The sequence below is a fragment of the Allostigmatella hybrida genome, assembly GCF_020103775.1.
GTDB classification, from domain to species: domain Bacteria; phylum Myxococcota; class Myxococcia; order Myxococcales; family Myxococcaceae; genus Hyalangium; species Hyalangium aurantiaca.
In genome coordinates this window covers 259,234-274,264 of sequence record NZ_JAHXBH010000007.1, presented here as the reverse complement: position 1 = coordinate 274,264, position 15,031 = coordinate 259,234, and the positions used below count along the sequence as shown (strand labels likewise).

Sequence of the window (15,031 nt, the reverse complement as noted above, 5' to 3'; positions counted from 1 at the left end):
CCCCTATGTCGCGCCGTCTGTCTTCCCCGAGCCGCGGCCCCTCAAGGCATGAATCCGTTCAACAACGGATTTGTTTCACTTCTTGCGGCGGCGCGGCTTCGCGGCCTTCGGCGCCGCCGGCGCATACAGGCGCTGGTAGTCCTTCATGCTGCGGCGGATGACTTCCAGGGCCTCGGACCGGTCATACACCTCGGCGATCTCCACCCGGCGCTTGCCCTCTCCCGGAATCTGCTTGTACGTGAGGAAGTAGTGCTTGAGCCGGTCCACCATGGCGCGCGGGCACTGGGCCACGTGCTGCATCTCGCCGTAGACGAGATCCGACTCCAGCACGGCGAGGATCTTGTCGTCGGCCTCCTCGCCGTCGATCATCCGGAAGCCGCCGATGGGCACCGCGCGCACCAGCAGGTTGCCGCTGGAGATGGACTTCTCGGTCAGCACGCAGATGTCCATTGGATCCCCGTCGCCCTGGATGTCCCTGCGGCCGGTGCGGTCCGCGGCGCGCTGGGCCACCTGCTCGCCACAATACGTCTGCGGAATGAAGCCATAGAGCGTGGGGCACTGGCTGGAGAACTGCTGCGGCCGGTCCAGCATCAAGATGCCGGTCTCCTTGTCGATTTCATACTTCAGGGCGTCCGTGGGGACGATTTCGATATAGGCCGTGACGACTTCGGGTGCCGATTCGCCAGCGCTGACGCCGTGCCAGGGATGGGCCTGATAAGCCATGGGGGGTGACTTCGGCTTTTTCATGCGCCCCTTCTACCCGCATCCGAAACAGGCTCATACGAACTCGTGCGCGGGAAAGAGCAGGACGCCGTCGATACTGTTGACTCCCATCAGCAGCATCAGGATGCGGTCGAGCCCCACGGCGATCCCCGCCGACGGGGGCATCTGGCCCACGGCGGCCAGGAAGCGCTCGTCCAGCGGGTACACCGTGCGGCCCAGCTCCCGGCGCAGGGCCTGTTCCTCCACGAGCCGGGCCCGCTGCTCCACCGCGTCCGTCAGCTCCGAGAAGCCGTTGGCCAGCTCCAGCCCCTTGGCATACAGCTCCACGCGCTCGGCCACCGCGGGCTCCCCCGGCTTGAGCCGCGACAGGGAGGCCATGGAGGCCGGGTATTCGATGAGGAAGGTGGGCCGCTCGTGGCCCAGCCCCCGCTCCACCTTCTGCAGGAACAGGTGGAAGAAGACGTCGTCGAAGCTCACCGCGTCCCCGGTGCGCACCCCGGCCGCCTCCGCCGCCCGCTTGAGGGAGGGCCCATCCGGACAGGCCCGGAGATCCACCCCCGTGGCCCGCAGGACGGCATCCCTCACGGTGAGCCGCTCGTAGGGCAGCCGGGTGAAGAAGGCCGGATCCGCCCCCGGCTCGCCCGGCGCCGCCGAGCGGCCCGCCTCCGCCAGCGCCTGCTCCAGGTCCGCCATGATGGCGTGGTAGTCCGCGTTCGGCCGGTAGAACTCCAGCATCGTGAACTCGGGGTTGTGGGTGACGGACACCTCGCCGTTCCGGAAGACCTTGCAAATCTGGAAGAGCGGCCCCGGGGCCCCGTCCGCCAGCATGCGCTTCATGGCGTACTCGGGGCTGGTGTGCAGGTAGAGCGTCCGGGCGCGCCCCACGTCCGTCTCGGGGACGAAGGGCACCTCGAAGGCGGTGATGTGGGGCTCCATGCCGGGGGTGGGGACGAGCAGCGGGGTCTCCACCTCGAGGTACCCCTGGCCCCCGAAGAAGCGCCGGAGGGCTGCATACAACATTTGACGGCCGCGGGCCGCCCGCCACTGGACTGGATTGGGCATGAGCGCGGCGGAAGTTACATTGCGCCCCCCATGCTCCCAAGGGTTCCCTGTCTCCTCGCCGCCGCGCTCTGCTTCACCGCCTGTCTCAAGGCGCCTCCCACGTCCCCGCCGGGGCCCCCCACCGAGGCGCAGCGCCTCGCCACCGACGTGAAGGACCTGGCCGCCCAGGCGCGCGCGCTCCTGGAGATGCAGGACCGGCTCGTCTGGGAGCACTGGACGGAGGGCAAGCCGGTGGACATCGCCGCCACCTACCGGGGCAAGGAGGGGCTCTTCAGCGTGGAGAACATCCGGAAGATCGACCGGCTCCGCCAGCTCACCCAGGACGCGCGCGAGCTGCGCGCCCTCACCGCCCTGCAGTCCCACTTCGCCGGCGAGTACCTCTCCCAGGCCCTGGCCGAGACGAACGAGGCCATCGCCAACCTGGAGGCCTCGCTCACCTTCCCCGTGGGTGGCCGGGAGGTGCGCTACAGGGACCTGGAGCGGCTGCTGGCCAACGAGAAGAGCGCCGCGAGGCGGCGCGCGCTCTCCGAGGGGGCCCTGCCCGCCCTGGAGCGGCTCAGCCAGTCCTTGCGCCGCCGAGAGGAGCGCACCGCGGAGCTGGTGAAGGAGCTGGGCTACAGCTCCTACGAGGCCTTCGGTGGGGAGCTGCGCCAGGCGGATCTCGCCCAGTTGAGCATCCTGGCGGAGGAGATTCTCCAGGCCACCCAGGAGCCCTACAAGACGGTGATGGAGCGGCTGGCGCAGCGCGAGCTGGCCATGCCGTTCGCGAACCTCACCCGCGCCGACATCCCCCGGCTGTTCCGCGCCCGGGAGGTGGAGGATGCCTTCCCGAAGGAGGAGCAGCTCCTGCGGGTGCACACCTCGCTCCAGGGCCTGGGCATCGACCTGAGCGCGATGCCCAACATCTACCTCGATTCCCGGGAGCTGCCCCGGAAGAACTCCCGCTCGCTCACGCTGCCCATCGAGGTGCCCGCGGACGTGCGGCTGTCCCTGAAACCGGGCTCCGGCGTCCTTCAGCAGGCGCGGCTGATGCACGAGGTGGGGCACGCGCTGCACTATGGCTTCACCCGCGAGCCGCGCTTCGAGCTGGCCAAGCTGGGCAACCCCACCGTGGGCGAGGCATACGGGGCGCTCCTGGAGGACCTGCTGGAGGATCCCGTCTGGCTGGAGGAGCACGCGGGCGTGCGGGGCGAGGAGCGCGCGCAGTACCTGGCGGCCTCCAGCGCGCACAAGCTGTTCCTCATCCGCCGCGCCGCCGGGCGGCTGCTCTATCAGCTGGAGCTCCACCGCCAGCCGGGGGCCGAGCCGCGCGAGCTGTACCGCGCCATCATGGAGCGCACGGACGCCATCCCCATGAGGCCCGAGGACGAGGCGCGCTACCTGGTGGATCAGGAGGACTTCTTCCAGTCCGCGGACAACTTCCGGGCATGGTTCCTCGCGGGCCAGCTCCAGGGGCAGCTCAAGGTCCGCTTCGGGCCCGCGTGGTGGCGCAGCACCGAAGCCGGCGAGTTTCTCAAGGGACTCTGGGCCCACGGCAACGCGCTGTCCGCGCGCGAGGTGGCCCAGGCCATCGGCGAGAAGGGCCTCGCGCCCGACGTGCTGCTGCTCCGCCTGGGCACCACCCTTCAGGTCCCCATGACCCTGGACGTGAAACCGGCCGCGGAGAGCCCCGCGCCGCCCCCGCCCCCGGCCCCCGTGGCGCCCGCGCCCGAGGCGCCCGCCCCCACGCCCACGCCCGAGGCCCCGGCGCCGCCTGCGCCCGAGGCCCCGGCTCCGGAGGCCGGCCCGTAAGCCTCACCGCGCCTTCAGCGTGCGGAAGGTGATGGAGTACCGCGTCTGTTTCACGGCGGGAATGCTGTGCTGCCACGTGCTCCGGGCTTCGCCGCCCAGCACGTAGGCCGAGCGCGGCGCCAGCTCCTGGGCGTACACGCGCCGCGCCTCGCCCTGGCCCCGCTGGAAGCGCATGCGGCACGCGCTTCCCAGCGAGACGCCTACGACTTGAGGGCCGAACATGGGCGCGTCCCGGTGCCAGCCGATGGTGGCCCCCGGCGGGTACTCGCTCAGCAGGGCCTCCGCGAGCTGCTCCGGGGGTTCCGCCATCAGCTCCGCGCACCGGTTCCTCAGCGGCAAGAGGTAGTCCGGCAAGGGCGGTCCGGGCTCCACCTTCCAGCTCTCGTATCCGTAGAGCCAGCCAAAGTGCGCCGTGCGCCTCCGGGCCACCTGCCCGTGCATCCGGATCTCCGAGAAGGTCACGCCGCGCAGGTGCTCCAGCAGCAGTGCCTCCTCGGCCTCCGTGAGGAAGTCCGGGACATAGATAAGGCCCTCGGGCCGCTCCCTTCCCGTCCAGGCATGACGTCCACCTCTGCAGGGAGGCTCAGTAGTTCGTGTAGAGCAACCGGTTGGCCGAGCCAGCAGGCATCCCGGTCAGCACACCCGGGGTGGCATTGAGGATCAGGGCCGAGCTTGCCGCGGCGGGCGAAGCCCCGGGGTTGCCCTGCAGGTAGAGCGCCATCACCCCCGTCACGAAGGCGGAGGCCGGCGTCCCGCCGCTGAGTACCTGGAAGGCCGTGTCGCTGGTGTGCCAGGCGGCGGTCGCCACCCCGGGCGCGTAGAGATCAATGCAGCTTCCGAAGTTTGACGAGGCCTGCACGGTGTCGTTGAGGTTGCTGGCGCCCACGGTGATGGCCTGAGGCACGCGGCCCGGCGAGAAGTTGCACGCGTTCGCGCCGCTGCTGCCCGCGGGAACCACGACGGGGACACCCGAATGGATGAGGTTCACCACCGCGCTGTCCAGCGCGGCGGAGACCGCTCCTCCGATGGGAAGATGGGCCACCGCCGGGCTGAGGTGGTTGGCCATGACCCAGTTCAGTCCCGAGATGATCCGGGAGGTGGTCGAGGCGCCCTGGCAATCGAGGATCCGGACCGCCCAGAGCTTGACCCCCTTGGCCACGCCGTACTGGGCGCCGCCCACGATCCCCGCCGAGTGCGTCCCCACGCCCGCGCAGTCGTTGGCATCCCCGCCCGGGGTGATGGCGTCGTAGCCCAGCACGGCCTGATTCGGCTGGAACTCGGCGTGCGTCTTCCGGATGCCGGTGGACAGGATGTACGCGTGCACGCCCGCGCCGGTCTGGACATAGGTGAAGGTGCCGTTCAGCGGCAGGGTGTGCTGATCAATCCGGTCCAGCCCCCCGCTCGACGTGGGCTGGACCGTCTGGAGCGAGAAGCCCTCCTCCACTTCCTGGAAGAGCCCATCCTCCTCGACGAACGCCACGCTGGGGTGGCGCGCCAGGGACTTCGCGGCGGCCTCGGACATGCGGACGGCGAAGCCTCGCGCCACGCGCGTGTAGGTCTCGAAAACCTCGCCCCCATACCGGCGCGAGAGCTCCTTCGACAGGGCCTCCACCTCGCCCGTCCCCTCCTTGAGCATCACGACGTACTGCCCGGCCACGGCGCGCTCCGACCGCAGGAAGTTCTCCGCAGTGCCCACCGCAGCGGGTGAGGCGTCTTCTCCCGCCGGCACGTCCTGGCCGCAGGCCACCAGCGACACCAGCGACAGGCTCACCAACGTCTTCTTCGAGAGGCTCATGGGGCAACTCCGGGAGGAAGGGAATGCCCCATCTTGAAGGGACGCCGGAAAAACCGGCAAGGTTGAAAACGAAGAGGCCCCCACCGCGTTCACGGTGGAGGCCCCGGGTTCAGCCCAGCGGGTGCGCGGTTACAGGAGCTTCATCAGCTCCGCGCGCTTGGCGCTGTACTCGTCGTCGGACAGCACGCCCGCCTTGTGCAGCTCGTGCAGCTCCTTCAGGCGCTGCGCGGGGCTGCGGGAGTCACCCCCACCGGCAGCCTCGGGCGGCGGGCCCTGGGGGGCCTGACGCGCCTGCTGCTGGTTGTTGGTGAACATCTGCGCCATGCCCATGCCCATGCCGAGCCCCATGCCCTGGAGCGCGCCATCCGAGCCGCTGCCGTGGCCGCCGCCCTTCGCCATGCCCTCGGAGGCGCCCAGCATCGCCTGGCCCTGGGCGTAGTTCTGGAAGCCGCCCGCCATGCGCGAGTAGGCCGCGTCCTTGGAGAACTTCTTGAGCGTGAGCTCGTCCTCTTCCTTGATGCTCACGTGGAAGTTGCCCAGGCGCACCACGGTGAGGCCGTAGCCATCCACGTGCGGCTTGAGCCCGGAGATGACCTCGGTCTCGATCTCCTCGGTGTACGCGCCGCTCGTCACGTCCAGCAGCGGCCAGCGCTTCTTCACGAGCAGCTCGGCGATGCGGTCCCGCGTCACCTTGAGCACCTGGCCCTTGAACCAGCCCAGGAAGTCCTCGTTGCTGGAGCGGCCCATGCCCACGAGGCCCACCACCAGCCGCTCGGGCTCCGTCACGCGGATGGAGAAGTCGCCGTACACCATGGTGCCGATGCCCAGGCCCGTCTCCGGATCCCTCACATCGCCAATGGGTCCACCGAACTTCACCCCGGTGTGCTCGCGCGTGGAGACGAAGAAGATCTCCGAGATGAAGAGGTTCCCGCCGGTGAAGCCCTCCACCAACCGGGAGAGGAACGGGATGTTCTTCGTGTCCAGCGAGTGGCGGCCGGGCCCCAGCTTGCCCTCGACCTTGCCGTCCTTGACGAAGAGGGCCACCTCATCCGCGTCCACGGTGAGCTGGGTGAGCATCCGGACGTTCTTCTCCGGATACTTGTAGATGATCTCTCCCTTGGCCTCGTCCGCGCGGGCAATGAAGTTGCGCTTCGTCTCGCCTTTGATCGTGTCGAAAAGACCCATCTTGCTCGCTTAGCCTCCGTCCGGACCGCGTCACCTACCAGAACCCACGCCGCCGTGCCTTCCATACGGATAGCGGCCAGGGGGATTGCATGCTCGCCCTTCGGCGAGCCTTTTCCTATCCGCAAGATGCCATTTTTATTCGAAATCGCCTAGGCGGCCCAACAGGCCGCCCCCCGCTTACCCCCACCGGCTGATGAGCCGCTCGCGATCCAACAGCCGGATGCTGGCCACCAGCAGCGCCACATCCAGCAGGAGCACCACGGCGCCCTGCAAGGCGTAGTAGCCCACCCCCGCGTGGAGCCACCCCGCCACCTGGCCCCCCACCAGCCCCACCAGCGGCAGCACCACCAGGGCCGAGAGCTGCTGCGCGGTGCGCGCCTCGGACACGCGCGCCGAGAGCAGCACCGCCACCCCGTTGCCAAAGAAGGCGAACAGGGGCGCCAGGACGAAGATGCCGAAGGTCCACAGCGCATTGGGCATCAGCGGCGCGTGCACCAGCGGCCACGCCACCACGTCCACCCCCACGCAGAACAGGAAGAAGGCGAGCCACGAGATGCCCACCGCGGGCACCAGCGAGGCGAGGCTCTTGCCCGCCACCAGCTCGGCGGCCGTCACCGGCGAGGAGAGCAGGGGCTCCAGCGTGCGCCGCTCCTTCTCTCCCGCCACGCTCTGCGAGGAGATGAGGATGGGGACGAAGACGGGCATGACCAGGAACATGCCGAACCAGTCGGTGAGCGTCCGCTCGATGAGGAACAGCGCCGCGTTGGCGCCCAGGGGCAGCTCCCGGTTGTAGTACTGGGCGATGACCCGGAGGTTGGGGTCATCCGGCCGCGCCGCGTACGCCCACACCACGCCGATGGGGACCAGGATGAACACCAGGGGCAGCACCCCCATGGACAGCAGCAGGCCCACGTTCTTGCGCAGGTCCAGGAAGTCCTTCCAGAAGATGGCCAGGGCGCGCTTCGGCCGGAACGCCATGTTCACACCCTCCCCTGCCGGATGAGCTCCAGGTAGACCTCTTCGAGCGGCCGGTGCGCGGGCACCGCGCTGTGCACGCGCGCCCCTGCACTCACCAGGCAGGAGAGCACATCCGGGGCCTGGGCATCCTCGGTGAGCAGCACCCGCAGCTTGCCGCCCTCGCTCAGCACCGTGGGCTGGAAGGGCAGCGCCTCCAGCACCGCCCGGAAGCGCTCCCCCTCCCCCTCCACCCGTACCTCCAGGGACTGGCCCGCGCGCCGCAGCTCCTTGAGCGGGGCCAGCGCCAGCAGCCGGCCCTGAATGACGGCCACGCGCGAGCACAGCCGCTCCACCTCGGCCAGGTTGTGCGAGCAGAGCACGATGGTGCGCCCCTCCGAGGCCAGCTCCGCCACCGCGTCGCGCACCGCGCGTGCCGACTCCGGATCCAACCCGGAGGTGGGCTCGTCCAGGAAGATGACCCGGGGGCCGTGCACGAGCGTGCGCACGATGGCCAGCTTCTGGCGCATGCCCTTGGAGAACCCGCCGCAGGCCTCATCCTCCCGCCCCGCGAGCCCGAAGCGCTCCAGGTAGGACTGGATGCGCGGCCACACGGCCGCCTCGTCCAGCTCGTGCAGCTTGATGAAGAAGCGCAGGTTCTCCCGGGCCGTCAGCCGGTCATACAGCCCGGGCTGCTCCGTGAGCAGGCCCACCGCGCGGCGCAGCGCCTCGCCCTCGGTCCGCACGGAGTGACCCCCCACGGTGGCCTCCCCCGAGGAGGGCTGGAGCAGCCCGGTGAGCATGCGCACCGTGGTGGTCTTCCCGGCCCCGTTGGGCCCCAGCAGCCCGAACACCTCGCCGGGCTGGACCTCGAACGTGAGCCCCTCCACCGCCGGGCGCGTTCCGAACCGCTTGGCCAGCTCCCGAACCTGAATGCCGCTCAATCGATGGTTACCAGGATGAACTTATTGTTGATGTCGCGGTCGATGACCTTGACGTTCTTGCCCGCGCCGACCGCGTTGGTCAGCACGCTGAGCCGGCTGTGCTCCACGAGCGCCCACTCCCGGCCGGGCTGCGCCGCGTAGTTGCGCATGCGCGTCGAGGAGTCGCCGCCCCGGAACTGCTCCACGGTGTTGCGCGAGTAGAACGTCTCGCCGCGCCAGTTCATCATGAACGCCGCGATGGGCTCACCCGGCTGGCGCTGGCCGTAGTAGCGCCAGAACAGGTCGCGCTGCGTCCAGTGGTGGGACAGGGTCACCCAGTGGTGCCAGTTGAACCAGACCGCGAAGATCAGCGCGAACAGCCAGAAGCTGCCGAAGAGCACCCCGCGCGTCTGCCGCAGCGCCGCCACCACGCACAGCCCGCCGCTCAAGGCGAAGGCGAACCCCAGCCCCTTCTTCACGTTCACCGGCTCCATGAAGGCGCGCAGCAGCGCGTCCTCCCCGGCCGCGCCCCGGAAGCCCCGCCAGCAGAGCAGCACGCCCGCCAGGGCATAGAGGCCGGTCAGCAGCAGCAGGCCCTTGCGCTCCTCGCGGCCCTTGGTCAGGGCGTGCCAGACGGTGAACGCGCCCACCCCCAGCAGGGCCGCACCGGCCAGCCCCAGCGCGGACACGCTGCCCCGGAGCACCACCGCCGTCAGGGCCCCGGCCCCCGCCAGCACCAGCAGCACGGCGATGGCCTGACCCGCGTAGGACTTCTCCTTCGAGGTGATCGCATCCAGCGCCAGGTAGGCCCCCACCACCAGCAGCACCGCGGTGATGAGGTCTCCCATCCACAGCGGCCGGGAGGCGAACAGGGTGATAGGCTTGGTGACGAGGTCCACCGGGTACAGCCGGTCGTAGTTGTAGACGAAGAGGTCCGTGAAGTTCTTCGGGTGCTCGGCCAGGTCCTTGCCCACCAGCACGAAGAGGATCAGCCCAAAGAGCAGGCTCACCGCGTGCTCCGAGGGCCCGTCCTGCCACAGCCGGTCGATGAAGAGGGCGATGAGGACTGCCAGCCCCGGCAGGATGGGGAACACGTAGTGGTGGAACTTGGTGGCGCTGGAGGCCAGCAGCCAGAAGGTGAAGGCCACCCACAGCACGGCGATGAGCGCCAGGTGGTCGGCCCGCGAGGCCGAGCGCAGCTTGAGCCGGGACACGGCCGCGAACGCGCCCGGCACCAGGGCCACCCACGGGAAGATGGCGTAGCCGCCCTGCTCGATGAAGTAGATGAAGGTGCCGCCCGGCGTGGTGGTGTGCACCCCCGCCGTGAGCCGGTTCAGGTGGTCATGGATGAAGAAGCGGTAGAAGAACCCCTTGCTCTCGTCATCCACCCCATCGAACAGGCTCAGGGTGAGGTACCAGGGCACCGCCACCGCCGCGAACACGAGCACGCCGGTCCCCAGCCGCATGCGGAACATCTGTCCCCAGAGCACGGGCATGGGCTGGCGGCCCTCGCGCACCTCCTTGCGGAAGGCGCGGGACGCCAGCCACTTTCCGTGCGCCCCGAGCGCGTCCAGGCTCCAGGGGATGACCGCCAGCAGCGCGTAGAGCAGGAGGATGACGGCCGGCAGCCCCACGCCCAGCAGCCCCTTGGCCAGCACGGACAGCCCGCAGAAGATGTAGAAGGCGTACCACCAGGCGGCCCGCTGCTTCGTCGTCTCGTCGAGCTGGCCGATGAGCGCGCACGCCATGGCGCAGACCAGGGTGGTGACGAACGGCGTGTCCGTCACCGTCTGCCGCGTGAGCAGGAAGTACAGCGGCATGGTGGCCAGCACGAACCCCGTGGCCAGGCCCGCCCGCACGGTGGCGATGCGCGACACCGCCAGCGACAGCAGCGCCACCGCGGCGATGCTCATCAGGGCGAACGGCACCCGCATGCCCCACTCGGTGTAGCGGCTCAGCTCCCCGGGCCCATCCAGCGAGCCCACCACCTTCATCCCCAGGGCCTGGAGCCACATCGTCATCGGCGGCTTGGAGAAGAACCACGCGCTCTCCCAGAAGGGGTACACGTAGTCGTTGCGCTGCACCATCATGCGCGCCACTTCCCCGTAGTGCGTCTCCCACGGGTCCCACAGCCCCACCGCGCCCAGGTACGGCAAGAAGAGGAACGCCGCCAACCCCGCCGTCACCAGCACCACCCGGGCCGTCAGCGGCAGGGCCACCCAGCGCTTCACCCACGCTTCGTCGTGGAGGCGCTTTCCGCCGAGCATGGCCTCGGCGAAGGTGTCTGCCTGCTCGTTCTTGTCACTCACCTCGGACGACAAGGATGCCTCCAGCTCCGGCCCGCGCCCGTCACGGGTGGCGGGTCTTATAGCCGCCGCTTGGCCCTGGGTCGACCGTGGCGCGCAGCGCGGCCTCCGCGGCCCGCAGCCTCGAATCCAACGGGGCGATCCGCCGCGCGGCCTCCAGCCGCCGGAGCGCGCCCTCGGCATCTCCCCGGGCCAACTCGCAGCGCACCCCCGCCTCCAGGGCCATCGCCTCGGTGGGCCCGTAGACTTGCGCCTCCTCCGCCGCGCGGCACCCCTCCTCCACGCGGCCGGACTCGAAGAGGGCCCGCGCCAGCTCCACCCGCGTTCCCACCCAGGAGGGCGACAGCTTCACGGCCGCCTCCAGCGGCGCCACGGCCTGCGCCGGCTGCCCCCACCGCCGCAGCGCCGTCCCCAGCGCGTGCAGCGGCTCGCCCGCCCCCGGCACGAGCAGGGCCCGCGCCCGGGCCTCGCGCAGCACCGCCGGCTCATCCAGGCGCAGCTCCGCCACCATGCGCTCCACCACCCGGGCGTAGCCGGGAAAGGCCTCGGGCCAGGTGAAGACGAGCTGGTAGACGAAGTCCCCCTGCGGCACGAAGAACGCCATCAGGTGCGTGAGCCCCTCGGGCCCCGGGAGCTCCGCGCGAACGCGCAGGGCCCGCCGGCCGTTCACCCGCGCCGGCTCCGGCCCCTGGCCGCGGACAGGGGGCCCCCCGGGCCCAGACACCTGCGGCCCGAGCGCCGTCTCCAGGAAGCGCCGCGCCTGGAGCTCTCCATCCCCGGGCTCGCCCATATCGAGGGCCTCCGCGGCGAAGCTGGCCCGCCCCACGCCCGGCAGCCCGTTGGAGAAGGCCACCCGGCCAAACCGGTCCGCGCCCTGGCGCCACCCCTGGGGCATCGGCACCGACACGCCGAACACGCCATCCCGCTCCACCCGCCACGAGGAGCGGCCCCACACCCCGAGCGCCGCGCCCACGCACGCCACCCCCACCAGGCCCCCCGCGCGCAGCAGGCCCACGCGCCGGGGCTCCTGGGGAGCGAGCTTCCGGGGGACCAGGAACACCCCGGCCCACAAGCCCGCCAGGAAGCCGCCCAGGTGCCCGGCGTTGTCCACGCCCACCGACGTCCAGCCCATCCAGAGGAAGACGAGCACCGTGGGCAGCACGCCCTCGCCCGCCATCCGCCGGGCCAGCGGCGAGAGCACCGCCCGGTGCCTCCGTCCCAGGACGATGAGCCCGCCCACACAGCCGTACGCCATGCCGGAGGCCCCCACGCTCACCTCCTCGGCCCATATTAAGGAGGCGGTCATGGTGGCGAGCCCCGAGGCCACCAGCAGCGCCGCGTAGTCCAACCGCCGCCAGGCCCCCTCCAGCACCCAGCCCACCGCCAGCAGCACCAGCATGTTGAGGCCCACATGGGCCAGGTCCCGGTGGAGGAAGTTGGCCGTCACCAGCCGCCAGGGCTGGCCCGCCTCCGTCATCAGGGGGCCGACCTTGGCGCCCCAGCGGACCATGGCATCCACGTCCAGGGGCCCCGCGGCGGCCGTCCAGGCGTACACGCCAAACTGGACCAGCACCACACCCAATGTTACCCAGGGCAGGTGCTTCCAGCCGCCCCCCGGGGTACCGTCTGGTACCAGGGCTCCTCCCGAAGGGGACGTCACGAGAGCCCGCCCCGCCGCTCTTCCCCCCAGAAGGGCAGCGCCCCGGCCATTCGCCGGATGGACAACACTCCCCTCCGTGGCCACACAATGCCGAAAAGCCCTGTTATTTGGAGGGGATGCATGTCTTGTAACGGTTCAGCCCCTTCTGCTATAGCTGTAAGCGGATCCGACCCGTGCTGAAGCTCATCATCGAAGACGACGAGGGGCGCAAGACCGTTGTTCCCTTCGTGCGTGAAGAGATCACGATCGGCCGTCAGGAAGGCAACACCATCCGCCTGACGGAACGAAACGTGTCGCGCCGCCACGCCCGGCTGCTGCGCCAGAATGGGCGCGTCGTGGTGGAGGACCTCGGCAGTTCCAACGGGACTCGCATCAACGGCGAGCGCATCAGCGGACAGTCGGCCATCAAGGACGGCGACCTGCTCCAGATCGGCGATTACGATCTGGCCCTGCAGAACGAGGCGGCGCTCGCGGCCAGCAAGGCCTCCCCTTCCACCTCGGCCTCGACCCGGCCCACGCTCCCGGCGACGCCGGCCCTCAGGGCTGGCTCGGACGAGCCCAGCGACCCGGGCACGGAAGCCGAGACGGAGCTGGAGGCGCCCGTCGGGGAGACCTCTGGCCCCGCCGCCGGCGCCGATGGCCGCCGGCACTCCACCTCCATCATCCGGATGGACCAGGTGGAGGCCACGCGCTCGCGCAAGGTGGAGGAGCTGGATGCCGCCCAGGCGCCCCGGCTCGTCGTGGTGAGCTCGGAGCTCAAGGGCCAAGAGTTCTCCTGCCTGCGCACGGAGATGCGCGTGGGCCGCACCGCTGACAACGACATCGTCATTGATCACCGCTCCCTGTCGCGCACCCACGCGAAGATCGTCCGCGAGGACAACGGGGAGTGGCGCGTCATCGACATGCAGTCGGCCAACGGCATGACCATCAACGGCGAGAGCTACGCCCAGGCCACGCTGAACGCCGGGGACATCATCGAGCTGGGCCACGTGAAGCTGCGCTTCGTCGGGCCCGGTGAGCTGGCCGCGGCGAAGGGCTCGGGCAAGGGCCTGTACCTGGTGGCGGCGCTGGTGGTGCTCGCGGTGGTGGGCGGTGGCGCCTTCTTCCTGTTCGCGGGCACCCCGGACACCCCTCCGGCACCGCCCGTCATCACCGAGCGGCCCACCCCCACGCCGGAGAAGAACGAGCCGCCGCCGGCCCAGGAGGAGCCGCCGCCCGAGCCGGAGAAGAACGGGCAGGCCGCGGTGCCCCCCGAGCCGAAGCCCACCCCGGTGGTGCCCCCGGCACCGCCCCCCGGGCCCACCCCGGCGGAGCTGGCCCAGCAGAAGCTCGCCGCGCTGGTGCAGGAAGCCCAGCAGGCGCTGAACGCGGGCAACCTGGACAAGGCCGAGGACACCCTGGGCAAGACGCGCAAGGACGGCAAGCTGCCGCCCGAGGCCCAGCAGGTGGCCGCCGCGCTGGAGGCCGAGCGCAAGGCGGACCGGGCCATCCGCGACGGCAACACGGCCCTCCGGAACAAGAAGTTCGACGAGGTCGACCGCCAGCTGGCGCTCGCCGAGTACACCACGGCGTTTGCCAAGAACCGCGACGACCTGGCCACGGCGCTGGCCAAGGCCCGCGAGGCCCAGGCCAAGACCGAGCCGAAGGTGCCCGTGCTCGCCGGAAAGCCCGCTGCCGGCCCCTCCACCCCCAACGCCCAGGAGCAGGCGCGGGCCGCCTATGACGACGCGGTGAAGCTTTTCAAAGCCCGGCAAATCGGACCTGCCATCGAGCAGGGTAAAAAGTGCGTGGAGCTTGATTCCAGCAACGGTGAATGCCACATGGTGCTCGGCGCCGCGTACGCCACCCAGAAGGACATGACCACGGCCGCCGAGCACTACCGCCAGTTCCTGAAGCTGGCCCCGGACCACAAACAGGCTCCCAAGGTCAAAAAGAGCCTGGAAGAGTACGAGAGCCAGCAGACCCCCAAGCAATAAGACGGATTCGGCCCATCCGTTCCACCCGAGTTTCCTAACCGCAGGCGAGGAGAGGCTGTGCAGATTCGCATCCTGGTTGTCGATGACGAGCAGGACAACTGCGACTACCTGAAGCTGGTGCTGACCCGGGAGGGCTACGAGGTCATCACCACCACGGATCCCACCCAGACGGTGGACATCCTTCGGGGGTCGGATTTCCACCTCGTCATCCTCGACATGATGATGCCGCAGATGTCCGGCACGGAAGTGCTGGAGCAGATCCGCAAGTACGACACGGACATCGCGGTCATCGTCGCCACGGCCTACCCCACGGTGGACACGGCGGTCGCCTCGCTCAAGGCGCAGGCTTCCGACTACGTGAAGAAGCCGATGGAGCCGGACCAGTTCATCACCGCCGTCCGCAACGCCCTGCAGAAGAAGGGGCTGTCGCAGGACCCGGAGGCCGACCTCCACCGCGCCATCGGCCGCGTCATCCGCGATGCGCGCAAGACGCAGGAGCTGACGCTCAAGCAGCTCGCGCGCCGCACGGGGCTGTCCGTGTCCCTGCTGTCGCAGATCGAGCGCGCCGAGTCCTCGGCCTCCATCTCGTCGCTGTACAAGATCGCCTCCGCGCTCCAGCTGCGCATGGGCGAGCTGTTCGGCGATACCTGAGCGCC

Annotated in this window: 12 protein-coding genes; 3 read left to right on the top strand and 9 right to left on the bottom strand. The window is 70.1% G+C overall.

The window, feature by feature from the left end:
• Positions 1-75: 75 nt before the first annotated feature.
• Both KY661_RS15355 and epmA read right to left on the bottom strand, forming a co-directional pair.
• Positions 76-747 carry an inorganic pyrophosphatase gene (locus KY661_RS15355; protein WP_225410903.1) on the bottom strand — a complete coding sequence of 224 codons (672 nt, stop codon included), beginning with the start codon at positions 745-747 and terminating at the stop codon, positions 76-78.
• Between the two features lie 30 nt (positions 748-777).
• Positions 778-1,785: an EF-P lysine aminoacylase EpmA gene (gene epmA, locus KY661_RS15350; protein WP_225410902.1), complete on the bottom strand. Its 1,008-nt coding sequence runs from the start codon at positions 1,783-1,785 to the stop codon at positions 778-780.
• Between the two features lie 30 nt (positions 1,786-1,815).
• Here epmA and KY661_RS15345 point away from each other — a divergent pair, with 30 nt between their 5' ends.
• Positions 1,816-3,576: a chromosome segregation protein SMC gene (locus KY661_RS15345; protein ID WP_225410901.1), complete on the top strand. Its 1,761-nt coding sequence runs from the start codon at positions 1,816-1,818 to the stop codon at positions 3,574-3,576.
• Between the two features lie 3 nt (positions 3,577-3,579).
• On the opposite strand, the gene KY661_RS15340 is transcribed toward KY661_RS15345, so the two are convergent.
• From KY661_RS15340 to KY661_RS15310, 7 genes are all read right to left on the bottom strand, one after another.
• A complete protein-coding gene (locus KY661_RS15340; RefSeq protein WP_225410975.1) occupies positions 3,580-4,101 on the bottom strand; it encodes an alpha-ketoglutarate-dependent dioxygenase AlkB in 522 nt (173 codons plus the stop codon).
• A 58-nt stretch (positions 4,102-4,159) separates the two neighbouring features.
• Positions 4,160-5,371: a S8 family peptidase gene (locus KY661_RS15335; RefSeq protein WP_225410900.1), complete on the bottom strand. Its 1,212-nt coding sequence runs from the start codon at positions 5,369-5,371 to the stop codon at positions 4,160-4,162.
• A gap of 129 nt (positions 5,372-5,500) precedes the next feature.
• Positions 5,501-6,556 (bottom strand): SPFH domain-containing protein, encoded by a 1,056-nt coding sequence (locus KY661_RS15330; protein ID WP_225410899.1) that lies wholly within the window; start codon positions 6,554-6,556, stop codon positions 5,501-5,503.
• Positions 6,557-6,733: 177 nt separating this feature from the next.
• Positions 6,734-7,534, bottom strand: coding sequence for an ABC transporter permease subunit (locus tag KY661_RS15325; RefSeq protein ID WP_075006892.1), 801 nt, complete (start codon positions 7,532-7,534; stop codon positions 6,734-6,736).
• 2 nt (positions 7,535-7,536) lie between these two features.
• Positions 7,537-8,454: an ABC transporter ATP-binding protein gene (locus tag KY661_RS15320; RefSeq protein WP_225410898.1), complete on the bottom strand. Its 918-nt coding sequence runs from the start codon at positions 8,452-8,454 to the stop codon at positions 7,537-7,539.
• Positions 8,451-10,754 (bottom strand): ArnT family glycosyltransferase, encoded by a 2,304-nt coding sequence (locus KY661_RS15315; protein WP_225410897.1) that lies wholly within the window; start codon positions 10,752-10,754, stop codon positions 8,451-8,453. The genes KY661_RS15320 and KY661_RS15315 overlap by 4 nt, the downstream gene beginning before the upstream one ends.
• Before the next feature lie 28 nt (positions 10,755-10,782).
• Complete coding sequence (locus KY661_RS15310) at positions 10,783-12,399, bottom strand: rhomboid family intramembrane serine protease (protein WP_225410896.1); 1,617 nt, start codon at positions 12,397-12,399, stop codon at positions 10,783-10,785.
• 173 nt (positions 12,400-12,572) lie between these two features.
• Between KY661_RS15310 and KY661_RS15305 the strand changes: the two genes are divergently transcribed.
• Both KY661_RS15305 and KY661_RS15300 read left to right on the top strand, forming a co-directional pair.
• On the top strand, positions 12,573-14,375 hold the full coding sequence (locus KY661_RS15305; RefSeq protein WP_225410895.1) for an FHA domain-containing protein: 1,803 nt from the start codon (positions 12,573-12,575) through the stop codon (positions 14,373-14,375).
• Between the two features lie 57 nt (positions 14,376-14,432).
• A complete protein-coding gene (locus KY661_RS15300) occupies positions 14,433-15,026 on the top strand; it encodes a response regulator (RefSeq protein WP_002610915.1) in 594 nt (197 codons plus the stop codon).
• The last annotated feature ends 5 nt before the right edge of the window (positions 15,027-15,031 follow it).